General features: G+C 42.1%; 22 protein-coding genes. 15 read left to right on the top strand and 7 right to left on the bottom strand.

Going from position 1 to position 24,745, the window contains the following annotated elements:
* Positions 1–43 precede the first annotated feature (43 nt).
* Genes CXF81_RS08755 through paaK form a run of 4 tightly spaced genes read right to left on the bottom strand, consistent with a single transcriptional unit; the run spans position 44 to position 5,620 of the window.
* On the bottom strand, positions 44–2,326 hold the full coding sequence (locus CXF81_RS08755; RefSeq protein WP_101180986.1) for a TonB-dependent receptor: 2,283 nt from the start codon (positions 2,324–2,326) through the stop codon (positions 44–46).
* 60 nt (positions 2,327–2,386) lie between these two features.
* Positions 2,387–4,012, bottom strand: coding sequence for a sodium/solute symporter (locus CXF81_RS08750; RefSeq protein ID WP_101180985.1), 1,626 nt, complete (start codon positions 4,010–4,012; stop codon positions 2,387–2,389).
* Positions 4,009–4,317 carry a DUF485 domain-containing protein gene (locus tag CXF81_RS08745; RefSeq protein ID WP_101180984.1) on the bottom strand — a complete coding sequence of 103 codons (309 nt, stop codon included), beginning with the start codon at positions 4,315–4,317 and terminating at the stop codon, positions 4,009–4,011. Before CXF81_RS08745 ends, CXF81_RS08750 begins: the two co-directional genes overlap by 4 nt.
* A 1-nt stretch (position 4,318) precedes the next feature.
* Complete coding sequence (gene paaK, locus CXF81_RS08740) at positions 4,319–5,620, bottom strand: phenylacetate--CoA ligase PaaK (protein ID WP_101180983.1); 1,302 nt, start codon at positions 5,618–5,620, stop codon at positions 4,319–4,321.
* 203 nt (positions 5,621–5,823) lie between these two features.
* Between paaK and paaZ the strand changes: the two genes are divergently transcribed.
* Positions 5,824–7,872 carry a phenylacetic acid degradation bifunctional protein PaaZ gene (gene paaZ, locus CXF81_RS08735; protein ID WP_101180982.1) on the top strand — a complete coding sequence of 683 codons (2,049 nt, stop codon included), beginning with the start codon at positions 5,824–5,826 and terminating at the stop codon, positions 7,870–7,872.
* A gap of 3 nt (positions 7,873–7,875) precedes the next feature.
* Here paaZ and CXF81_RS08730 read toward each other — a convergent pair whose 3' ends face one another.
* A complete protein-coding gene (locus tag CXF81_RS08730; protein ID WP_101180981.1) occupies positions 7,876–8,469 on the bottom strand; it encodes a transferase hexapeptide repeat family protein in 594 nt (197 codons plus the stop codon).
* A gap of 61 nt (positions 8,470–8,530) precedes the next feature.
* Between CXF81_RS08730 and paaG the strand changes: the two genes are divergently transcribed.
* The 11 genes from paaG to CXF81_RS08680 all read left to right on the top strand — a co-directional run bounded on the left by paaG (position 8,531) and on the right by CXF81_RS08680 (position 17,961).
* A complete protein-coding gene (gene paaG / locus CXF81_RS08725) occupies positions 8,531–9,322 on the top strand; it encodes a 2-(1,2-epoxy-1,2-dihydrophenyl)acetyl-CoA isomerase PaaG (protein WP_101180980.1) in 792 nt (263 codons plus the stop codon).
* A complete protein-coding gene (gene paaI / locus CXF81_RS08720) occupies positions 9,323–9,769 on the top strand; it encodes a hydroxyphenylacetyl-CoA thioesterase PaaI (protein ID WP_198556360.1) in 447 nt (148 codons plus the stop codon).
* The gene (pcaF, locus tag CXF81_RS08715; RefSeq protein ID WP_101180979.1) at positions 9,766–10,968 is read left to right on the top strand and encodes a 3-oxoadipyl-CoA thiolase; all 1,203 of its coding nucleotides are present in this window, start codon (positions 9,766–9,768) and stop codon (positions 10,966–10,968) included. The genes paaI and pcaF overlap by 4 nt, the downstream gene beginning before the upstream one ends.
* 139 nt (positions 10,969–11,107) lie before the next feature.
* Positions 11,108–12,058, top strand: coding sequence for a 1,2-phenylacetyl-CoA epoxidase subunit PaaA (gene paaA / locus CXF81_RS08710; protein WP_101180978.1), 951 nt, complete (start codon positions 11,108–11,110; stop codon positions 12,056–12,058).
* Between the two features lie 9 nt (positions 12,059–12,067).
* A complete protein-coding gene (paaB, locus tag CXF81_RS08705) occupies positions 12,068–12,355 on the top strand; it encodes a 1,2-phenylacetyl-CoA epoxidase subunit PaaB (RefSeq protein ID WP_101180977.1) in 288 nt (95 codons plus the stop codon).
* A gap of 15 nt (positions 12,356–12,370) precedes the next feature.
* Complete coding sequence (gene paaC / locus CXF81_RS08700; RefSeq protein ID WP_101180976.1) at positions 12,371–13,132, top strand: 1,2-phenylacetyl-CoA epoxidase subunit PaaC; 762 nt, start codon at positions 12,371–12,373, stop codon at positions 13,130–13,132.
* A 2-nt stretch (positions 13,133–13,134) separates the two neighbouring features.
* Positions 13,135–13,677 (top strand): 1,2-phenylacetyl-CoA epoxidase subunit PaaD, encoded by a 543-nt coding sequence (gene paaD, locus CXF81_RS08695; RefSeq protein ID WP_101180975.1) that lies wholly within the window; start codon positions 13,135–13,137, stop codon positions 13,675–13,677.
* 19 nt (positions 13,678–13,696) lie between these two features.
* Positions 13,697–14,794, top strand: coding sequence for a 2Fe-2S iron-sulfur cluster-binding protein (locus CXF81_RS08690; protein ID WP_101180974.1), 1,098 nt, complete (start codon positions 13,697–13,699; stop codon positions 14,792–14,794).
* Positions 14,795–14,810: 16 nt separating this feature from the next.
* Complete coding sequence (locus CXF81_RS08685) at positions 14,811–15,755, top strand: PaaX family transcriptional regulator C-terminal domain-containing protein (RefSeq protein WP_101180973.1); 945 nt, start codon at positions 14,811–14,813, stop codon at positions 15,753–15,755.
* A complete protein-coding gene (locus CXF81_RS20480) occupies positions 15,752–15,877 on the top strand; it encodes a hypothetical protein (RefSeq protein ID WP_255409429.1) in 126 nt (41 codons plus the stop codon). Before CXF81_RS08685 ends, CXF81_RS20480 begins: the two co-directional genes overlap by 4 nt.
* 14 nt (positions 15,878–15,891) lie before the next feature.
* Positions 15,892–17,961: a 3-hydroxyacyl-CoA dehydrogenase NAD-binding domain-containing protein gene (locus tag CXF81_RS08680; RefSeq protein WP_101180972.1), complete on the top strand. Its 2,070-nt coding sequence runs from the start codon at positions 15,892–15,894 to the stop codon at positions 17,959–17,961.
* Positions 17,962–17,980: 19 nt separating this feature from the next.
* On the opposite strand, the gene CXF81_RS08675 is transcribed toward CXF81_RS08680, so the two are convergent.
* Complete coding sequence (locus tag CXF81_RS08675; protein WP_101180971.1) at positions 17,981–18,916, bottom strand: alpha/beta hydrolase; 936 nt, start codon at positions 18,914–18,916, stop codon at positions 17,981–17,983.
* 654 nt (positions 18,917–19,570) lie between these two features.
* Complete coding sequence (locus CXF81_RS08670) at positions 19,571–21,814, bottom strand: TonB-dependent hemoglobin/transferrin/lactoferrin family receptor (protein WP_101180970.1); 2,244 nt, start codon at positions 21,812–21,814, stop codon at positions 19,571–19,573.
* Between the two features lie 85 nt (positions 21,815–21,899).
* On the opposite strand from CXF81_RS08670, the gene CXF81_RS08665 reads away from it, so the two are divergent.
* The 3 genes from CXF81_RS08665 to CXF81_RS08655 all read left to right on the top strand — a co-directional run bounded on the left by CXF81_RS08665 (position 21,900) and on the right by CXF81_RS08655 (position 24,701).
* Entirely contained in the window at positions 21,900–22,763 is an 864-nt protein-coding gene (locus CXF81_RS08665) for a hemin ABC transporter substrate-binding protein (protein ID WP_101180969.1), read from the top strand.
* 104 nt (positions 22,764–22,867) lie between these two features.
* Positions 22,868–23,929: an iron ABC transporter permease gene (locus CXF81_RS08660; protein ID WP_101180968.1), complete on the top strand. Its 1,062-nt coding sequence runs from the start codon at positions 22,868–22,870 to the stop codon at positions 23,927–23,929.
* Positions 23,922–24,701: an ABC transporter ATP-binding protein gene (locus tag CXF81_RS08655; RefSeq protein WP_101180967.1), complete on the top strand. Its 780-nt coding sequence runs from the start codon at positions 23,922–23,924 to the stop codon at positions 24,699–24,701. The genes CXF81_RS08660 and CXF81_RS08655 overlap by 8 nt, the downstream gene beginning before the upstream one ends.
* The last annotated feature ends 44 nt before the right edge of the window (positions 24,702–24,745 follow it).

Here is a 24,745-nt window from a genome sequence, read left to right as displayed (position 1 = left end):
TTAAAGAGAGGTTTTCACCTCTTTTGAATTACCTAAGTATCACCTACCATAAAGACCATGTCGCCGTCACGCCCGCCGTGCGAGGCGCGCCCCAAATTCCGATAACGCCCGGACCAATTACATAAGAATGTGAAATATAATCTTCATCGGTTACGTTTTTCACCCAAAATGCGATATCTAAGTTTTCATCTGCTGAGACCCAACCTATGCGTAGGTCAACCAAAGCATGTTGATCAATGATGACTCTGTCATCTAAGTAATCGCGAGTTTGCTCTCCAACATGAGCATATTGAACTCTGAAATCAAACTCGCCGACAGAGGAAGGATAAATATAATTAGCGACTAAGTTGTAAGAATTCTCAGGAGCTGAGGTTAAAGATTTTCCAGAAATATCAACGGGCCCGCTTGTAGCTTCTATTATTAGGTCATTTACTTCAGTATCAAGATAAGCATAACTGCCGCTAAAGTTGAAATTATCAGTCAACACCCACATAAAATCGAGTTCCAGTCCTTGAATATCCGCTGTACCCAAATTAGCCGTAATAAAAGTGCCAAATTCAGAACCAGCAACTGGGCCAAAGCGCGTTACCTGTAAGTCTTTATAATCAGTTTTAAATACCGTGGTGTTTATTCGTAATGTGTTGTCAAGTAAATCGCCTTTAAAACCGAGTTCAAAATTGGTCGCCTCTTCTGGATTTACCGGCACTGATGCTGCAGATTCAACTCCTTGAGAACCGCCAAACCCGCCGCTTTTAAAACCCCGAGAAATAGTGGCAAAAACCATACGGTCGCTGTCAACCTTGTATTGCAGCGAAGCCATTGGCGAAAAGTCACTCCAAGATGCCTCAGGCGTAACCGTAAACGATTCAGAAACAATATTAACACTTCCCCCTATACCGCCTGCACAGGCAAAGAAATTTTCAAATTCTGTACCAACGCGATCACCGCCGCAGTCTACCGCTGTGGCTAAGTAGTCTTTTTTGTCTTTAGTGTAACGCGCTCCAACGGTAATGGTTGTGCTGTCACTAATTGTATAATTACCTTGTCCATAAACCGCATAACTAGTGGTCGAGTTATCTGACAATGTGTATTCATTGCCAATCCTATCTTGTGGACCCACATCGATTATTTTGAAGCCGTCATAAGTTCCTGCGCGGGTAATCCAAAACTCTTCTGAACGAGTTGTGTCTTCAGTAAAATAGAAGGCGCCTAGTGTATAATTAAAGTTACTGCCAAGGTTTGAAACCCAACGTAGTTCCTGCGAAAAGCTGTCAATATCTTCATGAATTTCATCAACCAGTTCATCCCATGGAAAACCGATTGCACCTAACCCTGTGCCAATTGCAGCCATAGCCCAATCAGTTTCGGCCTGTCGTGAAGCGGTTATAGTAGTGAAATTACCGGTATCGAAACGGAACGCACCTGTTAAGCTTATTCCTGACGCCTCGCGGCTTGAAAATCCATCGATGGTCGCTGCACTTTGCCGCGGCCCTGTAACGCCATTAGCAGCGGCAATATCAATCACCGGTGCATTATTGGCTATCGGTGTCCTGCCCATATCTGCACGCTCGTCTTCCATCCAATCAGCTGATAAGGTCCAGTCACCTCTATCTGTATAATAGACCAGCTGCCCGCGGACAGAAGAGGTATCCTCATCCTGTAATTTGGTTCCAAGTACGACGTTATCAACAAAACCATCATTTTCGCGATGAGTATACGAAAGCTTACCTGAAAGGTTATCAGTAAGAGGGCCACTAACAAATCCTGCATAACGCAGGATCCCTTCAGTGCCCACGGTTGCGCTAACTTTCGCTGTTACATCGTCAGTGGGTTTTTTAGTAATAACACTAATGACACCGCCAATTGAGTTACGACCAAATAATGTGCCTTGAGGACCTTTAAGTACTTCGATTCTTTCTAAGTCGAACATATCGAAATTTATAGAGGCGCCGCGACCAATATAAACACCATCTAAAAACAGTCCGACTGAATTGTCAATTCCGGCTCCATCGTCAGCAGAATTGATGCCGCGCATAGACATAATTGCTTGGCCGGGGGCAAATTCTGAATATGCCAAACCTGGTACCGCAAGCGCTATTTCAGATGCATCATTAATATCTGCTTTTTCAAGCTCTTTGCCGCTGATGGCGGTCACTGTTAAAGGCACTTCTTGAATACTTTGTGTTCTATGTTGTGCGGTTATTTGAATAACTTCAAGTTTACCGTCTTTTCGTTCTTTTACCTCCTCTTCCTGACCTAAAACCATTGAAGAGTTAAAGAATACCGGCGAGAGCAAGCATGCATAGGCGATTTTGTTTAATTTCATTTGTGTTACCTTTCATTATTATTGTATTACATTATAAAAACGCAGTTGAGCGATGCTCAGTTAATGGCCTACAGAACCACTTACATCGGTTGCAAGCTCAGAGGCAATAAGTTGTTTATCGAATTTAGTTCGGTCTTCTTTTGCACCATCACTATGATCGAGCATCGATACCAAATACATGGTTATAAAGGCTGCAGTCATCGTGAATAAAGCGGGGTAGTCGTATGGAAAAATAGCTGATTCGGCGCCTACAATACTGATCCACACTTTAGGGCCTAAAACAATTAGAGTGACTGAGCTGATGAATCCCACAATTCCTCCAGCGACAGCACCCTTGGTAGTAAAGTTACGCCAAAACATGGCCAGGATAAGAATAGGAAAGTTGACGGATGCCGCAATGACTAGCGGCATGACGGCTATAAATGCGACATTTTGTTTTTGAAATAAAATACTTATGCCCATACCAATAAAGCAAAAGGCTACCGCAGCAATGCGGGTCAACTTAAGCTCTTTCTTGGGATCTGGGCTTCCTTTACAGATTAGTTCTGCATATATGTCATGCGATACTGCAGCAGAGCCAGCCACAATTAGACCCGCAACCACAGCCAATATAGTTGCAAAGGCGACAGCAGACATAAAGCCCATTAGGATGTCACCACCTAGTACTTTTGATAGGTGAATGGCCACCATATTGGTGCCACCAACAAGCTCACCATCAACAAAGAAATCAGGGTTAGTTGAAACAAAAATAATTGATGCAAAACCAATTAGTATCGTCATTACATAGAAGTAGCCCATGATGCCTGAGGCGTAAAATACTGACTTCCTAGCAGTCGCCATATCAGGCACTGTAAAAATACGCATAAGAATATGGGGAAGCCCGAGTAACCCACACATCATCGTGATTGCTATCGTAATCGCTTGTATTGGGTCGGTGAACAAACTACCCGGTTGTAAAACTAGTGCTCCCTTTGGATGAACCAGCGCCGCGTCACCAAACAATCTGTTAAAATCAAACTCCAAAGCAGCCATTAACAAAATACACATTAAGGTGGCACCTAAAATTAGTAATATGGCTTTCACGATCTGGACCCAGGTTGTCGCTAACATGCCGCCAACAGTGACATACACCATTACAAGAAGACTTATAATTAGCACCGCTAATTCATAAGATAGGCCAAACAGCAACTCAATTAATTTGCCAGCTCCGACTAGTTGAGCGACCAAGTAAAAAATAATGACAGTAATAGACCCAAGGGTTGCGATACCTTTAATAGGGCGTTGCTGGAGTCGATATGAAACAACATCCGTAAAAGTGAAGCGTCCTAAGTTTCTAACGCGCTCAGAAATAACAAACAACATTAAAGGCCAGCCTGCTAGTGCGCCAACAGCCAAAATGAGGCCGTCAAAACCAGCGCTGTAGATGAGTCCGGTAATTCCTAAGAAAGAAGCTGCTGACATAAAGTCCCCAGCAATCGCGGTTCCATTTTGTGCTGCCGTAATTTGGCCGCCGGCCGTATAAAATGCAGTACTTGAGGTTGTGCGTTTTGATGCCCAATAGCTGATGCCTAAGGTAAATAGTACAAATAACAAAAATGTTGTTACCGATGCTGGATTAAGTCTATCGCTTGCTGCAAGCACATCATTTGAGTAAAGCAAAGCAAGTAATATAATTAGATATTTCATAGAGAGAGCTCCTTCTTTACCTTAGCTTGCAGGACATCTAAATAGTCGTCGCTAATCTTGGTATATATATATTGCAGTGTGACCATAAAAATAATTACTAAGATAGTTGCTGGAATGCCTACCGGTATTGAACTTCCATCGACAATAGGCGATGCAAACCAATCTTTATACAACACGATCCCTCCAACAAAAAAGGCATAGCTCGAGAGTGACAAGAGCGTCATCGTAATGCGTACATTTCTTCTTGCTTTCAGTAAAGCCAAAAAACTGGGCGACTGTAAAATTTCTTGCGTTGAATAAGACATATCAGCCCTGCCTATCTCGGTTGTCTAGAACTCGCTTTGCTTTGCCTTCTGAGCGGTCAATGCTGCACGGAGGCGTGATTACTGCAGCGCATGAAATACCTACATACGTTTTTATCTTTCCTAAAAGGGTTTTTTCCAGCGCTTGTTGTGCGTCATGGGAAATCGGCTTAACACTTTCGACATAAACAGTGACACTGTCCAAATTACCTCGTTTAGTTAGCTCAATTTGATAGTGAGGTGCGAGTCCCTCGGTCTGACAAATTAGCTCCTCTATCTGACTTGGGAATACGTTAACGCCACGAATGATCATCATGTCGTCGCTACGGCCGGTAATTCTGTCCATCCGACGCATAGTCCGAGCTGAGCTAGGTAACAATCTAGTCAAGTCACGAGTGCGATATCTGATTACCGGCATAGCTTCCTTTGTTAAGCTGGTAAATACCAATTCACCCTCTTCACCATCTTCAAGTACTTCACCTGTCACTGGGTTAATAATTTCTGGATAAAAGTGGTCTTCCCAAATAGTTAGTCCGTCTTTGGTTTCAATGCATTCTTGTGCTACGCCGGGACCCATTACTTCAGATAAACCATAAATATCAATGGCATCGATACCTAACGAAGTTTCCATTTCGTTGCGCATTGCTTCCGTCCAAGGTTCCGCGCCAAATATTCCGGTGCGCAGATTTAACTTGCTCAGATCAACATTTTGACGTTTGAATTCGTCTGCAATATTCAGCATGTAAGAGGGCGTAACCATGATGATGTCAGGATTGAAATCTTGAATTAGCTGCACCTGTTTGGCAGTTTGCCCACCACTCATAGGTATAACTGTGCAGCCTAATCGTTCTGCACCATAATGCGCGCCCATGCCACCAGTGAATAACCCATAACCGTACGAAATATGGACAATATCTTTAGGGCGACCACCCGCTGCGTATATCGAACGAGCAACAACGTCCGCCCATACATTAATATCATTTTGCGAATAACCTACAACAGTTGGCTTGCCCGTCGTGCCACTTGAGGCATGAACACGAACAACGTCATCCATTGGCATTGAAAACATACCAAAAGGGTAGTTATCTCTTAAATCATCTTTAGTCGTGAATGGAAATTTGCTGATATCTGATAACGTTTTTAAATCGTCAGGATGTACACCTGCGTCATCAAATTTACGCTTATATACGGGAGAATTATTGTAAACATGATGTAAAGTTGTAGCGAGTCGAGATAATTGTAAAGCAACCAATTCGTCTTTACTCGCACTCTCTATTGGATGTAAACCGATTTGACTTGCTGTCATCAATTAAAACTCCGTGTTTATGTATCATTTAAAATTAAATTAAAACTATATATTTCAATCACTAGGAAATATCGCCTGGTTAATATAATACAGTTTGTTGATATATATCAACAATTGTGTATTATATTTATAACGATTATTTAACAACAGGTTGAATTTACAAGATATTTACATTGTAAATTTATTATCACGAAGGTGAATTCATGAAAACAAACAGTTATGTATATGGTCAGTGGATTGATGGAGTGGGCACTCCTGCTCAAGTAAAGCATGCTTTGAGTGGCGAAGTCATTAGTCACGTCGACAGCACCGGTATTGACTTTGCAAAAGTAGTAGAGCACAGCAAGCAAGTTGCTGGACCGATACTACGGAATATGACATTGCATGAGAGAGCTGATGCACTTAAAGCATTGGGTCTTTATCTGCTTGAAAGAAAGGCGCATTATTATGAAATTTCACACAAGTCAGGCGCAACAAAAGTAGACGGCTGGGTAGATATAGAGGGAGGGATTGGTACCATGTTGAGTTATTCAAGCATGGTGCGCCGAGAGTTACCAAATGAAACTTTCATCGTAGAAGGTGATGTTGAAGCCTTATCAAAAAATGGGACGTTTGTTGGTCAACATATTCTTACTGCAAAACCGGGCCTATCTTTACACATTAATGCGTTTAATTTTCCTTGCTGGGGGATGCTTGAGAAAATCGCGCCCAGTATACTCGCTGGAGTACCTGTCATTGTTAAGCCAGCCACAGTTACAGCCTATCTTACTCATGCGATGGTTCAAGATATAATCGCATCAGGTCTTCTGCCGGAAGGTTCGCTACAACTAATATGTGGTGCCACGGGGAACCTATTAGAACAGCTAGATGAACAAGATGTAGTTACATTTACAGGTTCCGCAGTAACTGGAAAAATGCTCAAGCAGCACCCTAATATTGTCGAAAAAAATATCCCATTTAATATGGAGGCCGATTCTCTTAACTGCTCTATTTTAGGCGAAACGGTTACTGAAGACTCTCCGGAGTTTGATTTATTTATCAAAGAAGTAGCTAGAGAAATGACCATGAAAGCAGGTCAAAAATGCACGGCTATTCGACGTACTATTGTTCCATCAAGTAAAATTGAAGCGGTGCAGGCTGCACTCATAGCGCGATTACAAAAAGTTACCATTGGAGACCCAAGTGCAGAGGGAGTGAAAATGGGCGCTTTAGTTGGCTTAAAGCAACGAGACGATGTTAGGAGTCAGGTAGCAAAACTGGCTCAAACATGCGACGTGGTCTTTGGCGGTAATGATGCTAAATTCGACGTTATTGGCGCTGATGCCAGCGTTGGTGCATTTTATCCACCAACGCTGTTGAGGTGTAACTCACCGCTTACCCAGGCCGGACCTCATGAAATTGAAGCCTTTGGTCCGGTAACAACATTAATGCCTTATGCGTCAATAGACGAGGCTATTACGATTGCAAAGTTAGGTAAGGGAAGCTTAGTTGCTTCCGTCGTGAGTTTTGACCCCGTTGAAATAAAAAATCTCGTGCTCAATGCAGCTGCATTTCATGGGCGTGTGCTGGTACTAAACAGGGATTGTGCAAAAGAATCGACGGGACATGGTTCTCCGCTTGCTTCGCTAGTTCACGGTGGTCCAGGTAGAGCAGGAGGGGGAGAGGAACTAGGGGGCTTGCGTGCAATTAAACATTATATGCAACGAACTGCAATTCAAGGTTCTCCGTCTACTCTAATGGCAATTACAAATGAATATGTCAAGGGCGCCAAGACCGTTTCCTACGATAAACATCCGTTTAGAAAGTATTTTGAAGATCTATCCATCGGCGAGAGTTTAACGACTCATAAACGCACTGTGACTGAGGCCGACATCGTTAACTTTGGCTGCTTATCTGGAGACCACTTCTACGCTCATTTTGATGAAACAGCAGTTAAAGATTCTTTCTTTGGTAAGCGCGTAGCGCATGGATATTTTATTATTTCAGCGGCGGCAGGCATGTTTGTTGATCCTGCAAAAGGACCTGTCATTGCTAATTATGGCTTGGAAAACCTGCGTTTTATTGAACCCGTTGGGATTGGTGACACAATTCAAGTAACCATCACCGTTAAACGCAAAATCAAAAAAGCGAAACGTCCGGACGATATAAAAGCAACAGGTGTCGTTGTTTGGAATGTAGAAGTCTGTAATCAACACGAAGAATTGGTTGCATTATACGATATCTTGACGCTCGTTGAGCGCCAAGAACCATAGTCGCTAGTCTTGAGATTTTGGCTGATGCGTACTTTGATTAAAACGCGGGCGCTGGTCTTGCTCTCTTTGCAAGGCCTTTACCTCCCGAAAACTTGCGTGGCAACGGGTAACCAAGAGTTGATACTCTGCCGTTCCTTTACTTTTCCACGCAATTTCTTTATCGCTCAACGTGCGCATTATACTGGCGGGTACGCCTGCTACAAGGCTCTTGGGTGGGCAATTAAAGCCTCCTTTTACAAACGAGCAAGCTGCCACCAAACTATCTGCTTCGATTATAGCTTTGTCCATGATGACACTGTTCATGCCAATCAGTGTATTGCGCCCTATTGTGCAACCATGCAAAACCGCACCATGACCGATATGCCCATCTTCTTCAACGATGCAATCTTGGTTAGGAAAGCTATGAGCAACGCAGTTATCTTGTATATTCGAGCCTTTTTTCAAAATAATGCGGCCAAAGTCGCCTCGCAAAGAAGCACCAGGCCCGACATAGCAGTTAGCACCAATAATTACGTCGCCTATCAAGGTTGCCGTTGGATGAACAAATGCAGTGGGATCGACCACTGGATGAAGGTCTTCGATAGCATATATGGGCATACATTCCTCTATTTAACGAGATTACCTGCTTATTAATCGGCAGCTGAGCTTAAGGATTCCTATGAATTATTCAACTATTCAATTTAATAAGCAAGACGGATATGCTGTTTTAACACTAAGCCGTCCTGAATCTTTAAATAGTTTTAATCAACAAATGCATCAAGAAGTTAAAGATGTTTTTAGGCTAGTACGCAACGATGAGGAAATACGTTGCCTCCTAATAACAGGGGCCGGCCGAGCCTTTTGCGCAGGGCAAGATTTGGGTGACCGAACTGTTACAAGCTCTGAGCAGGCACCGGATCTTGGTGAGTCTGTTGAAAATAACTATAACCCATTAATACGTGCCATTATGACTTTAGAAAAGCCAATAGTATGCGCCGTTAACGGCGTTGCCGCCGGTGCAGGTGCCAGCATAGCTTTGGCTTGCGATATCGTATTAGCCGCGAAATCAGCGAGTTTTGTTCAAGCTTTTAGTAAAATTGGCTTAGTACCTGATTCAGGCGGTACTTTCAACTTACCCAGAGCACTTGGGCTGCCGCGCGCTAAGGCATTGGCCTTACTAGGCAGTAAAATTTCTGCTGAACAGGCTGAAAATTGGGGGCTAATTTGGCAATCGGTTAAAGACGAAGAGTTACAAACAGAAGCGCTTGCATTGGTCACTCATTTAGCCTGTCAGCCAACATTGGCGCTGGGGAAAATAAAGGTCTTACTTAATCAATCTTTCAACAACCCGCTGCACCATCAACTCGAGCTAGAAAAAGACGCTATGCGATTACTTGGTCAGACACAAGATTACAAGGAAGGAGTCAGTGCGTTTATGGAAAAGCGCTTGCCCTCATTTAGGGGTAAGTAAATGATGAAATCATCAGAGCTAGCAAGCGCTTGCGCGCAGCATATGTTCAGCACAGATTCTTTGTCACAGTCTTTAGGAATGCAGATTCAAACGGTTGATGAAGGTAAAGCGGTTGTCTCCATGCAGGTTAAACAAGATATGTTAAACGGACATCAAACGTGTCACGGAGGCATCATTTTCAGTCTTGCTGATTCGGCGTTTGCGTTTGCATGTAATTCACAGGACCAGGTGGCTGTAGCCTCAAATTGTAGCATCGATTTTTTACGACCCGCACTAATTGGTGACAAACTTACTGCGATTTCAGAAGTTCAGTATCAAGGTAATAAAACCGGTGTTTATCAGACAATGGTGACTAACCAAAACAAGCAGCTCATCGCAATATTCAAAGGTAAATCAGCACGTCTAGGAATGAATGTACTAAATAGAACCTCAGGGGAATCGATATGAAAGATGCATTTATTTGTGATGCGATTAGAACACCTTTTGGCAAATATGCGGGCGCTTTAGCCTCGTTACGTGCAGACGATCTTGGTGCAATTCCGATGCGTGAGCTAATGCAGCGCAATCCTAATGTTAAATGGGACGCCGTTGACGATGTATATTACGGATGTGCCAATCAAGCAGGTGAGGACAATAGAAATGTCGCGCGCATGAGCGCGCTACTAGCTGGTTTACCAGTGAGTGTTCCAGGAACGACTATTAATAGATTATGTGGTTCAGGGATGGATGCGATAGGCAGTGCGGCCAGAGCCATAATAAGCGGACAAAATGATCTCGCCATAGCTGGTGGCGTTGAATCTATGTCAAGAGCTCCATTTGTAATGGGCAAAGCAGAATCTGCCTTTTCAAGACAGGCGGAGATTTATGACACCACGATGGGGTGGAGATTTGTAAATAAACTGATGAAATCTCAGTTTGGTATTGAATCAATGCCTGAAACCGCTGAAAACGTCGCTGAGGATTTTAATATTAGCCGTGAAGATCAGGATCTATTTGCGCTGCGTAGTCAGCAAAAAGCGCAGCTTGCGCAAGAAAGCGGGCGTTTTAGCCGAGAGATTGTTGCGGTAACGATTAAACAACGCAAAAAAGAAGATATTACTTTTTCCCATGATGAACATCCTCGCAGCACAACAATTGATGCTCTTGCAAAATTATCGACCCCGTTTCGAGAAAACGGATCTGTGACTGCGGGCAATGCCTCCGGCTTAAATGATGGTGCTGTAGCGCTATTGTTAGCGAGTGAAACGGCAGCTGTAAATAATAAGCTAATACCAAAAGCACGAATTGTTGGAATGGCCTGTGTTGGTTTATCTCCAAGGATTATGGGTTTTGGCCCAGCACCAGCTGTAAGAAAAGTATTAGCACAGACGGGTTTGAGTCTCGCACAGATGGATGTAATTGAGCTTAATGAGGCTTTCGCCTCTCAAAGCCTAGCTGTACTGAGAGACTTGGGACTGCATGATGATGCAAAGCATGTTAATCCAAATGGTGGTGCCATTGCTCTGGGTCATCCGTTGGGCGCCAGCGGCGCTCGATTAGTTATGAGTGCTATGCATGAATTGCATATTAAAAAAGGACGATTTGCGCTTTGCACAATGTGTATTGGAGTGGGTCAAGGCATCGCAATGATTATTGAACGAGTCTAATTCGTCAACGAGACATTACATGCTTAGTTAATTAAACAACAAATATGTAACATTTTAATTGATTTATCTAAAGTGATACATTATATTAAATCTAGATTAATAAAGCGTAACATTTAATGAAAGACAAACGAGGTTCCTTATGAATAGTTTACCAAGTGACTTAGAACGAGCATTTCAGGCCAAAATCGATAATGAATACAAGATAGAACCCAAAGATTGGATGCCAGCAGGATATCGTAAAAATCTGATACGCCAAATATCACAGCATGCACACTCTGAAGTTATTGGAATGCAGCCGGAAGGTCATTGGATAACACGAGCGCCAAGCCTTCGCAGAAAAGCAGTACTGCTGGCAAAAGTTCAAGATGAGGCTGGGCATGGTCTTTACTTATATTCAGCAACTGAAACGATGGGTATTACTCGTGCTGAATTAATTGACGCATTGCAAACCGGTCAAGCTAAGTATGCATCTATTTTTAATTACCCTACTCAGACTTGGGGTGACATCGGCACTGTAGGTTGGCTGGTGGATGGCGCGGCTATTTGCAACCAAGTCTCCTTACAGAGAACGTCTTACGGTCCATATGCACGAAGCATGATCAGAATTTGTAAAGAAGAGAGTTTTCACCAGCGTCAAGGTTATCAAATTATGATGGAGCTTGCTAAAGGTACCCCTGAGCAAAAAAGCATGGCTCAGGATTCACTTAATCGATTTTATTGGCCGTCATTGATGATGTTTGGACCTCATGATTCAGAGTCTGCACATTCAGCAAAGTCTATGAAGTGGAAAATAAAACGTGAAACAAATGATGATTTACGTCAAAAGTTTATTGATCAAACGGTGCCGCAGATCGAATTTTTAGGACTAGAGCATCCAGATAAAGACCTAAAGTGGAATGAAGAGCGAGGTCACTACGATGCCGGCGAAATTGATTGGGAAGAGTTCCATAATGTTATTAATGGAAATGGTCATTGTAACCGCCAACGCATTAGCCACCACGTTGCCGCGCATGAAGAAGGCGCATGGGTAAGAGATGCTCAAAATGCCTACAACGCTAAAATGAAAGCGCGTCGTGCAGAAGCAGCGTAGGATAATAAAATGAGTCTTGAAAATTTAGAATTATTCGAAGTATTTGTCCGTTCCAGTCGTGGTTTAGACCATAAGCATGTGGGTAGTTTACATGCAGAAGATGCCGAGCATGCGTTAGATTATGCTCGGGATTGCTACACACGCCGGAGTGAAGGTATCAGTATATGGGTCGTAAAATCAGCTGATATCTGTTCTTCACAAGAAGATGATGCGCCAGAGTTTTTTGACCCATCGGATGACAAGCCCTATCGGCACGCAACTTATTATCCGCTTCCTAAAGAAGTCGGTAATATGTAAATAATGAGTGTACATATGTTAGATTTAAAAGAGAAAACTAAACAATATTCAACCCGTTTAGGTGATGACAGCTTAATTTTGGGGCATCGAATTTCAGAGTGGACTAGTAATGGACCATTTCTCGAGGAAGATATCGCATTAGGCAATGTTGCTCTGGATTATATTGGTCGAGCTAGAATGTTCTATACATATGCTGCTGATTTAGCCGGTAACGGTAAAACTGAAGATGACTTAGCTTACTTGCGAAGCGAACGAGAGTTTCAAAATTATCTAATTAACGAACTGCCTCGCGGTGATTTTGCTTTTACTATGGTAAGGCAATTATTCGTTGATGTATTCTTTAGTTACTATCTCAAAGCGCTCACAAATTCTAATGATACTGAACTTGCCGCTATTGCAACTAAGTCTTTGAAAGAAACCCGCTACCATCTTCGTAGAAGCCGTGACTGGACTCTCCGTTTAGGTCTAGGCACCGACGAAAGTAAGGCTCGAATGACGAAGGCACTTGCAGAAATTTGGGGATATGTTCATGAGTTGTTTGAGCCGGACGAGCTCGAACTTGAGCTCATCGCATGTGGAATTGCAGTAGATACCCGCGAGATCAAAGACAATTGGTTTGCTGATATCGGCGCAATATTAAGTGAGGCCGATCTGGCAATACCAGATGCTGAATGGGCGGTTCGAGGTGGGCGAAAGGGCTATCATACCGAGCACCTAAGTATGTTGCTATCGGTCATGCAAAGCGTACACAGAGCTCACCCGGGAGCAAATTGGTAATCATGACAATTATCCCAACTATATCAACCGTACTATACGACAAAATACAGCTTCGTGAACGCTCGGAATATACAAATATTTGGTCATTATTAGATAATGTATATGACCCTGAAATACCGGTCTTATCGGTTTGGGACATTGGGATTTTGCAGAATATTGAATTCGATGGTGATGATTACCTCATTATTATTACACCAACATATTCAGGCTGCCCTGCGGTAGATGCAATAAAAGAGGATATTGCGAAAGAACTGCAAGATAACCAAATTTTTAATTATCAAATTAAAACGCGCCTATCTCCAGCTTGGACGACCGACAGTATGACATTGGAGGGGATCAATAAATTGCGCGCTTATGGGATTGCGCCACCTACCGATGTACTTGACGGTTGTGCGTTACATATTACGCCCACAGAAAATATACTCTGTCCACAATGCAATTCAAGAAACACCCATATTATTAGTGAATTTGGTTCCACTGCTTGCAAGGCATTATTTAAGTGCCACGACTGTCAAGAACCCTTCGACTTCTTCAAGTGTATATAAATTATCACCAGGAATCCTTATGTCAGAAAACCATTTCTATCCATTGACGATCAAGCATGTTAAACCTGAAACTGATAATGCTATATGTGTGAGTTTTGATATTCCAGAGAGCCTTACCGATACATTTGCTTTTAAACAAGGTCAGTTTTTAACCTTAAGTACTAAAATTGACGGCGAAGAGGTACGTCGCTCATATTCAATTTGCTCAGGCGTAGACGACGGTTCGTTAAGAGTAGGAATAAAACGTGTAGAGGGTGGTGTATTTTCTAATCACGCAAATGATTATTTTAAACCCGGTGTTGTAGTCAATATATTGCCTCCACAAGGTTCGTTTTTTACCGAGCTGAATGCCGACAATCAGAAGCGTTATATGTGTTTAGCTGTTGGTAGCGGGATCACGCCTGTTTTATCAATTACTAAGTCAATCCTTTCTCGCGAACCAGGTAGTTTTGTAACAATCCTTTATGGTAATCGACAGACATCACAAATGATGTTCAAAGAAGAATTATGCTTTCTGAAAAATCGATATTTGGAACGTCTTCAAATCGTACATATTATGAGTGCAGAAGACCAAGGATCGGATTTACTGGATGGTCGGATAGATAACAATAGAGGCTACGCTTTACAAAAATCGGGTTTAATTGATATTAAAAATACGGACGATGTCTTTATTTGTGGACCAGAATCGATGATGTCAGAGGTATCTCACGGTTTTCGCGCAGAGGGATTATCAGAAGAAAAGATACACTATGAATTGTTTGGCAGTTCAGCGAACTATGCACAAACCAGTCTTAAAAAAGCTAAAGCTCGGTTAGATAAATTTGGCGATGACAAAGACAGTAAAGTGGTACTTCGAGCTGACGGTCGAACTATTAACTTCGTACTTTCAACTGTTGGTGAGAACATCTTAGATGCAGGACTGCGAAATGGGATGGAGCTGCCATATTCGTGTAAAGCGGGTGTTTGCTCCACATGCAAAGCTAAATTAGTCAAAGGTACAGTAGAGATGGACATTAACCATGGGCTTGCACCCAGTGAAGTAGAGGCAGGATATATTTTAACGTGTCAATCACATCCTACCTCTGATGAAGTCACGGTAGATTTCGACCAAAGATAGGGAATTGGAAATAACCATGAATATTAACGCTCCATCGATTTTGCAAGAGGAACTGACGGCGATGCTGTTGCAGCAAAATGTCAGTTGTACCTCTATAATTGTCACCTTATTTGGTGATGTAGTCTCTCAACATGGCGAATGGATTTGGCTTGGGAGCATTATTGATGCGCTTAGTCCTTTAGGTTTTAATGAACGTTCAGTGCGTACATCAGTATTTAGGCTTGTGCAGAATGATTGGTTAGTGACCAAAAAAATCGGTCGAAAAAGTTATTATTGTTTTACTGAACGGGCCCGTAGTCATTATGAGCGCGCAGAAAGGCGGATTTATCACACGTCTCACTCTGACTGGGACACCCACTGGATTTTGGTATTAAATATTTCGATACCAGAGGAGAAGTTGGAAGATTTTCGAAAAAGTATACGATGGTTGGGCTTCAATATTCTATCACCTGGGCTTTTTGCTCATCCGTCGCCCGATCGTCGTTCACTTGATGAAATGCTGATTGAAAACAAGTTGACGTCGAGCGTTGCTGTATTCAAGGCGCAATCTAACGATGTTTGTTCTAAAGCCGTTCTCAAAGAGTTGATTACTGACAAGTGGCAAGTGGATACTCTTGCAGATTTATATCAAAACTTTCTAGATACTTTCAGAGAAGTTGCAAAATACACCGATATTGCTGAACTGAATGACACAGATAGTTTTGCCTTCAGATTGACTGTTTTACATGAATTTAGGCGGATACAATTGAAAGATCCTGATCTGCCACCCGAATTGCTGCCTATTGGATGGGTTGGGTTTGAATCACAAGATTTGCTCCAAAGAGTTTATAAAAATTTGACCCCTGGGTCATTGTTCTTTATTCAAAATAAACTATTTAATGCTCATGGTGAGCTTCCCTCACCGTCATTGAGTTTTTATAATCGATTTAGTGACCCTATAAATTCAATGGATACTGTATGATTCGAATAGCAGTTATGTACGCTAATATGCCTGAAAAATATTTCGAGGAAGTGTCTGATGATATTAACAACGTCACTAATATAAAGCCCACTATACAAGTCAGCCCTTCTATTACCTGCTAAAATCGGAGTTTATTATGCCATCATTGGTCTCGGTTGCACTGCAACAACAAGTTGCCATCATCACAGTCAATAACCCGCCAGTAAATGCGCTTTCAACCGAAGTACGTGCTGGCTTGTTAAATGCGATTAACGATGCTCAGCTTAATCAGCAAGTAGCGTCTATTATCATTATCTGTGAGGGGCGTACTTTTATTGCTGGGGCTGATATTAAAGAGTTCGGGCATCCGCCAAAAGCACCTCACCTGCCAGATTTAGTGCTAGCTATTGCGTACTCGGTAAAGCCGATTATTGCCGCATTACATGGCACTGTGTTGGGTGGTGGATGTGAAATAGCGTTAGCTTGTCACTACCGAGTGGCTCTAGAGGGCACAAAAATAGGGCTGCCAGAGGTTAATTTGGGCTTAATTCCAGGAGCCGGAGGTACACAATTACTGCCACGGCTAGTTGGGGTAGCTAAAGCGATTGAAATGATTGTTAGTGCGAAACCGATCATACTTCCTAGCACACCAGACAACATATTAGTCCACGAAGTTACAGATATTGACTTATTACACAGTACCCTGAAATTTGCAAAAAACATCAAGCCAGCCGCTGTGCTGGTAAAACGAATTTTTACGCCAGTTTTAGAGGATGATTTAACTGCTATAGAAGAATATGCGCACCAGCATCTCATCGCGAAACGTAAAGGGGAGATTGCGCCCTTAAAAGCACTATCTGCTATTTTACTTTGTACCCAACTATCATTAGATGAAGGTATGCGTAAGGAACGAGAAATATTTATTGAATGTCGAAATTCAGCTCAATCCGCAGCATTGCGGTACGCTTTTTTTGCTGAAAAAAAAGCAGAAAAGCCCATGATAAAAAATCATTCAGAGTCACTAAAGTCTATTAATAAGGTTGCAATTATAGGCGCTGGAACCATGGGGGCTAGTATCGCTATGTGTCTAATTGCTTCTGGATTAAATGTGTATTTAGTAGAAATTAATGCTGAAAATTTAGAAAGAGGAACTGCTTACATAAGCAATGCACTATCATCATCAGTAAAAAAAGGGCGGATTAGCGAGCAGGAAAAAACAGCTCAATTATCTCGTTTAACGCCGACAACAGAATTTAATGACATTGCAGACGCCGACTTAGTTGTCGAGGCCGCATTTGAAAGTATGTCAGTTAAAAAAGAAATTTTCGCCAAACTAGATCGCACTGTCACAGTCGACTGCATTCTAGCAAGTAACACGTCATATCTCGATATTAATGAAATCGCATCTGTGGTTAATCGTAAGGACCGCGTTATCGGTCTGCACTTTTTTAGCCCAGCACATATTATGAAGTTACTAGAAATTGTGGAAACGAAATATACAGCTCCTTATGTTATTGCCAGCGCAATGGCTTTTGCTAAAAAAATCAATAAGCAGGCAGCACTGGTTGGTGTGTGCTATGGATTTGTAGGTAATCGAATGTATGCTAGCTATGGTCGCGAGGCCAACATGTTATTACTTGAAGGTTGCTCACCTGAACAAATAGATAGAGCAATGACAACTTTTGGCATGGCTATGGGACCCTTAGCGGTGAATGACATGTCTGGAATAGATATTGGTTATAAAGCGCGCAAAGAGAATCCCCAATTAACAACTGACCCCACCTATTTCTTACCCGCAAATTTAATGGTTGAATCTGATCGACTGGGTCAGAAAACAGGGGCAGGATTTTACTTATATGATGATAAAAAACGTCGAATTACGGATGATCATGTACTCAAAATATTTAAAACGGCAGCTCAGAGCCTAAAAATAAAACAGCGAACTTATACTGATCAACAAATCAGTGAAAGGTTGATTTTAGCGATAATCAATGAAGGAGTCACTATTCTATTAGAAGGAATTGTTGATAGCGCAGAAACTATCGATACCATCTGGCTAAATGGCTACGGCTTTCCTAGATATAAAGGAGGCCCAATGTTCTATGCCAAGAAATTAGGTTGGGATCAGGTAAGGGAACGCCTTATTGCACTGCATAAAGAAACTGAAAAAGACTGGTGGTTACCTCCTTATTATATCGACAGCTTTATGGAGCGTAAGGGATTTTAAAATGTTAACAATGGCCCCATTAACCCCTTCTACCAATAAACTCACCTATTAGTTGATACGTTTTTTCACATTCTTCAATTATTAAGTTATGTAGCAACAAATAGGCGTGGATCATACCGTCAAATGAGTGCTGCTCTACTTTTACCCCAAACTTACTCAATGCTTGACCATAGGCAAAACCTTCATCTCTTAGTGGATCACAGCCTGCTGTAAATATGATGGTTTCTGGCATATTCGTATCCATTGGCATAAACAACGGTGAAACCAGTTGATAAGGCTCGTTACGTTGAAAGTAATTATCGAAATACCAAACTATTTTCTCTTTTTCTAATAAAAAGCCACTGCCATTTTCTTCAATAGAATTACTGCTCATCGAATAATCAACACTGGGATAAATAAGTACTTGTTTATCAATTTTGATATTGACGTTACCTATATTTTTACTTGCTAACGTAGCACAAATAGCGCCGCCACAACTATCACCAGCAATAACCAGATGATCTGTAAATTTTACGTCGGTTAACAACTTTTTGTAATGAGCTAGCACATACTGACAATCATCAATAGCGCTAGGGTAAGGAAATTCGGGTGCTAAACGATACTCCACTGCAATCACAATACAATGACCAGACTTGGCAATTCTGCGACTAACGGGGTCATATAGAGCAATATTTCCACACATATGGCCGCCACCATGGTAGTAAAGCACAACAGGTAATGCTTGCTCTGGATTTGGGCTGTAAATTCTAAGCCCAATACGGTGAGTTAAGGTCTCAAAGGCACTATCTTTTGCATAAGGGAGTGGTGGCCCTTCACCAATAAAAACAGATAATTTTGCAATGTTTTTACGCACTAGTGATGGTGTCAATCGCACACCGTCAGCTTTCGCTAGTTGACCCGCTATATTTGCTTGCTTAATGAAGTCATGAAGTTTCTCTGAAATTATGCCTCGCATTTTTTCTCCATTTTCCAAAATTCATTAGTTTATGATGATAAGCCGCAGCGGTAGCTCCAGCTCGTAATGAGTCAACACCCGCTGCCATATGTTTTTATTAATCATGCTACGACAGCATAAAGGCCGGCAACTTGAAAAACATTTCTTGGTTTCAATTCAGCTAAAATATTGATCGGTATATTCTTTTCCGTCCTGGGCATAACGAGAATAAACCACAACCCTGGTCTATTCAATAAGCCCATTTTTGTTGCGTTCCAGAGTGACAGTGTAGTAGTTGACATTGGCTTAGTTAACGTAAAATAATGTTTTTAGTTTTAAATATGACGAAATTTTGGATTTTTTTGTGCTCACAATAGAACGGACATAGAGCCACATAGCGTTTCAAACGTTAATTCAAACGTTAATTCAAACGTTAATTCAAACGTTAATTACAACGCTAATTCAAACGCACTCGTCTACACTAACTGTATTGTTTAGGTAGAAAAGAATTGGAACCTTGTCTTAAAGTCGATGTAATAATGCGGTCATAATCCGATGTACGTTTGAAAAGAATCCGAAGTAGCGCTCAGCAATTGGTGCTTGTTCATCGCGCTAGTTACCAATACTTAAACACCAGCGAATTTATACACACTGTGTCGCACAGAGTTTATTACCCTAAAACTGCACCACCACATTGACCGAGTAATTACGCTCAGGTGAAGTAAATGGCAGTAAATTATCCTCAGCAGATTGTCCTCTCACTTCTGACGCTAGCCAATATTGCTTGTTTGTAACATTGAATATACCCGCGTTAATTTTTATGTGAGGCGTTATTTTAAGATGGCCAAGTATATCAATAGTGGTGTAACTGGGTGCTACAAAAAACGGGGTTTCACCAGCGCTGGTTAATGCTTGCGCTTCTTCTGTGTAGCTAGCAGCGACTTCGATGCGCCATGGGTCACTATAGTCTTTATACTGCACCCCAAATACGGCTTGATTTGGTGGAATAGACTCAATATCGTTGCCGGTGGCTTTGTTTTCAGAGCCTTGAATACTGTAACTGGCCCTTATTTGCCAATCTAGGGCGCGGTTAAAAGTGTCGCCTAATGACCACACAACTTGTCCCTCAATACCTTTAATTTCAACCTCGTCTACATTAACGGCTTGAAATTGAATAAAGCCGTCATTCGGGTTAATTCCGACAAAAGTCAATGATTCAATAAAGTCCGTATATTTGTTTTGATAGGTACTTATGCTCCAGGTCAAGGCGTCGGTAAAGCCTCTAATGCCAAATTCTAAACTGGTCACCGATTCAGGCTTTAAGTCGGGGTTTGAGAGTGAGGTGTAGCGTCCTGCAAAGTTGGTAAAGCCAACGTTAACATCATCCATAGGCGGTATTCTAAAACCCTCAGCATATTGCAGCCAAATATTGTAGTTTTCGCTTAATGAATAAATGGCCCCTAGTTTCTTGGATAATTGACTGTCCTTAAAGCTCGATACTATTACCCCAGGATTAGCCGTCTCAAATAATCGATCTGACTTAGGTGAAAGCGTAAAACGGTCGTAACGTAGGCCTGGGCTTAATAATAAACGGCCATCTAAGAACTGGATCTCGTCTTGTATAAAGATGGATTGTTCAGCCAATGTTGACAGGGGGAAATCACGTGCTGGAAATACGCTAAATTCAGGGATGGGGGCACTTGTCGCTTGGTCTTGAGTTTTACCTTCTCTTAATCCTTCTGACTCGGTGGTTTCGGTGCTGAGGCCATAGATTAAATAATGCTGACCTCCCCATTCAAACTGATGATCAAACTGAGCATGTAAACCAACTGTGCTTTGTTCAAACATGCTGTCGCGAGTTCTAAAAAAGGGGGATGGGTTAGGTCCCAATGATTGCCTAACAAGTTCAGATGCTTGCTCAGTAGAGGAGTTTTGATAAAAGGCGAACATATTGACACGCTTTAGATGATGAGCACCAGCAGGTTGATACACATACTGGGCTGAAAAACGTGAACGCTCCTGCTGGTCAAAGCCAAGACTCGATAAGGTGATTGTGCCGCGTACCTGTGTGCCAATCTCCGACAACAGTTGTGTGTCATTGTTTTGTTCAAAGCTTTCGGCAATAAACTTAAGCCGATGGGCATCATTTTTTTGGTAAATAAGTTTAGTTAATACGCTTAAAGAATCGTTATTTTGAGGATCGGCACTACTACGCGTATTGCCTATGCTTGCATCATTATAAAACGATTGGGTTTCATTTCCATTGCGGTAGGTGCTGTTGACCAACCATTGCCAATCGCCGCCTACGCCTGCCAGCATGGCATTAACATACGACTCGCTCGACTGACTAACATAGCCTATTTTTGTTCTACCCGCGAATGATCCACCATCGGTAATAATGTCGATGGGATCCTTAGTGGTAAATGCAACAACGCCGCCAATAGCATCGCTGCCATAAAGTGTTGAGGCTGGACCGCGCACAATATCCACAGATCTTATCAAATCAACATCAACGAAATCCCGGCGGGCAGACAAATTCGGACCAAAACTAAATTCATCAGCTATGGGAATGTTGTCGACCAGAATTAATACCCGATCACCGGTAATGCCGCGAATATTAAAGCTTGATAGTCCATAACGCCCGCTGCCTTCGACAGATATACCTGGCTCGTAACGCAGCAAGTCGCGGATGTTAGTTGCCCCTAAAGCATCTATTTGTTGGCTGTTAATAGTGGTTACAGTAGCTGCTATTTCATTGATTTTACGCGCTGTTTTGGTGCCGGTCACTGTAATTGTTTCTATCTCAGATTCGGTACTGGCTTCTATCGCGTTGGCGCTTACATTGCCTGCAAGTGCAACACAAAAAGTGACTAGACAGACAGATTGAGTGAAAAAAGAAATACCTGCTTTATGTTTCATAAAAATTTTCTTATCTAATAGTTGACTGTAACCTTAATGATAATTATTATCATTAAGGTTAGCAATAGAGGAATGAGAAATTATTATGAAAAGTGTCAAATTAGTTTTTTTAAGGCGAGTGCTATTCGCAAGTTTACTCGTTTTAGTTAGCGCAATTGCGCCTGCAAAAACTCCTTACAGTCACGCTAGCGACCGAATAGTAAGTGTGGGTGGAAGCGTAACTGAAATCTTATATGCCTTGGGCGCGCAACAACAAATAGTTGCTGCCGACACAAGCAGTTTGTATCCGGAACAAGTAAGCCAATTACCAAAAGTGGGTTATTACCGTCAACTAAGTGTTGAGGGTATATTAGCGATGCAGCCCACGCATTTATTTGCTGCGATGGGGGTCGGGCCAAGCGAAGTGCTGACGCAACTGAGCAATGCAGGCGTCCAGGTGCATGTATTTGAGCAGGCGCGGACCGTTGCCGGATTACTCAACATGATCCATGAAATAGGCCAGCGGGCTGGTTTGCAAGCACAAGCCGAACAACTCGAGAAGCACGTCAAGGATCAGCTTAACGCGATCAAAAAAATAAATATTAAGCCTGAGCAAAGAGCGGTGTTTCTAATGTCGGCGGGCGAGCGGGGCATTATGGCGGCTGGCAAAAATACCGTGCCTAACCTTATTATGAAGATAGCGGGTTTGCGTAACCCTTACGACAATATTGACGGTTTTAAGCCGGTGTCAATCGAGTCATTTTTGGCAATAGCGCCCACTCAGGTGCTGATAGCTGAGCATCGTACCGGTGGTTTGTCGGCGAGTGACCTATGCAAACAACCGGCCTTGGAAAAGTGGGCACAAGCGCAAGGTTGTAATTTATATATTGTGGACGCTTTATTGTTTTTAGGCTTAACTCCCCGTTTGCCTGACGCGGTTGCGCAGTTTGCTCATATTCTTGAACAGTAATTAGATACCTTGAGCACGTCGTTTTTTGTTTTTTGCGAAACAATGGCCACTTATAAAGCATGACCTAAGTGCTAATTGATTAATAAGGACAGCAACACATATTTATGAAGACACCCACGACCATAGTAAAAGTACAACAAGAGATTGCGCAAAGGAAGTGTGACTTTCAACCCAAAGTCACCGCATTAATTATCGCTTTGTTTATTGTTGCTGTTATCGCCTTAAATGCAGGTGCGGTAGATGTAAATTTATGGCGGTGGTTAAGTGCAGACTCTAGCAGTCCACTGCAGCATACTATTTTGTGGGATATTAGATTTCCGCGTATTGTGATGACCATGATCACTGGCGCAGGCTTGGCTTTATGCGGTACAGTATTGCAGTCAATATGTCGCAATCCGCTGGCTGACCCGGGCCTTATTGGTGTCTCGTCAAGCGCTGCTCTGTTTGCGGGTGCAGCTTTTGCGGTATTAAGTACGGTGCATCTTCCTCTTTTTTTAATGTCTTACTTTGTGCCGCTCAGTGCGTTTTTAGGTGCCACTCTGTCTTTAATTTTACTCCTTAAAATAGCCGACTCTGAGCAAGGTATGAATACGCTAGTGCTTATTTTAGCAGGCGTTGCCATCAATGCTGGCGCAATGACGCTTCTAGGCCTTATTCAGTTCGTTGTTGATGATGCAACTTTGCGTCAAATTACGTTTTGGAGCATGGGCAGTTATGCCGGTATTAATTACACGAGTCTCAGCATTACCATCGTTCCAGTTATCCTTGGTACTTATTATTTTTGGCAGATACGTCATCAACTCATGTTAATGAGTTGCTCAGAAAAGCAAGCAAAATATCAGGGCGTAGATACCCGCAAAATTAAATTAGTCAGTTTGTGGACAGTTGCTGCAATAGTCGCTGTTTGCGTCAGTTTTACTGGCATCGTTGGTTTTGTTGGCTTAGTGGTTCCGCATTTATGTCGAATGGTGTTTGGCGCACATTTAAACATATTGCTGCCCACAAGTTTACTGTCCGGTGCGTTGTTGGTAGCTCTAGCCGACACGCTTGCCCGCATCATTATTATTCCTGCTGAAATACCGATTGGTTTAATTACTTCTATGGTGGGCGTACCGTTTTTCTTGTATTTGATTGTGCGCGAAAAAAGGAAATTTGACTATGTTTAGTGTTGAAGGGATAACCATTGTAGCGGCCAGGCAGCAGCTACTTAGTGAGGTAACACTGCAGTTTGAAAGCAACAGTATTACGGCTATTTTGGGCGCAAATGGCGCAGGTAAGTCAACCCTTTTTAAGAGTTTGTTAGGTGAGTATCCATTAAAAAAGGGCCATGTTAGATTTAACGGCAAGGCGATAAGTCAGTATTCGCTTAGTCAACTGAGTAAAATGCGTGCCTATATTGCACAGGTAAAAACGGGCTTTTTTAGTATGCTTGTATATGAGTATTTGCAACTCGCTAGGCTACAGTACCCTGAGTCCGAAAAATACTCAGAAAACTTGATATTGACTCTTGCTGAGCAATTTCAAATTGCGCATTTGTTGATGCGCGATGTAACATACTTGTCAGGGGGAGAACTCCAACTAATTGAATTTGTTAGGGCTTACTTACAACTTTATCAAAGTGCTAACATGCAAGGTAAATGCTTATTGTTAGACGAACCGGCAAGCGCACTAGACATAAAACAAACACGTTTGTTGTATGGTCATTTAAAAACGTTTCAGCGACAGGGTGGCACAGTTATTATTATTGACCATAATATAAACGCAGTCGCTAATATAGCCACAAATTTAGTATTGATCAAAGACGGTAAATTATTGGCAGAGGGCAGCAGCAAAGCCGTATTTAATAAAACAATATTAGATACGTGCTTTGAAACCGACGGTCAAATTATTTTAAATAAGGCCAATGATGCAGTAGAAAATAGTATTTATCAGGTATAAGCGTCAATACAAAACTATGTTAGGACTTGAACGTAACAAGTGGT

Origin of the sequence: Glaciecola sp. 33A (assembly GCF_002836745.1) — a bacterium.
In the GTDB taxonomy this organism is placed as follows: Bacteria; Pseudomonadota; Gammaproteobacteria; order Enterobacterales; family Alteromonadaceae; genus Glaciecola.
The sequence above is the reverse complement of the archived record's forward strand: the minus strand, read 5'-3'. Positions and strand labels throughout refer to the sequence as shown.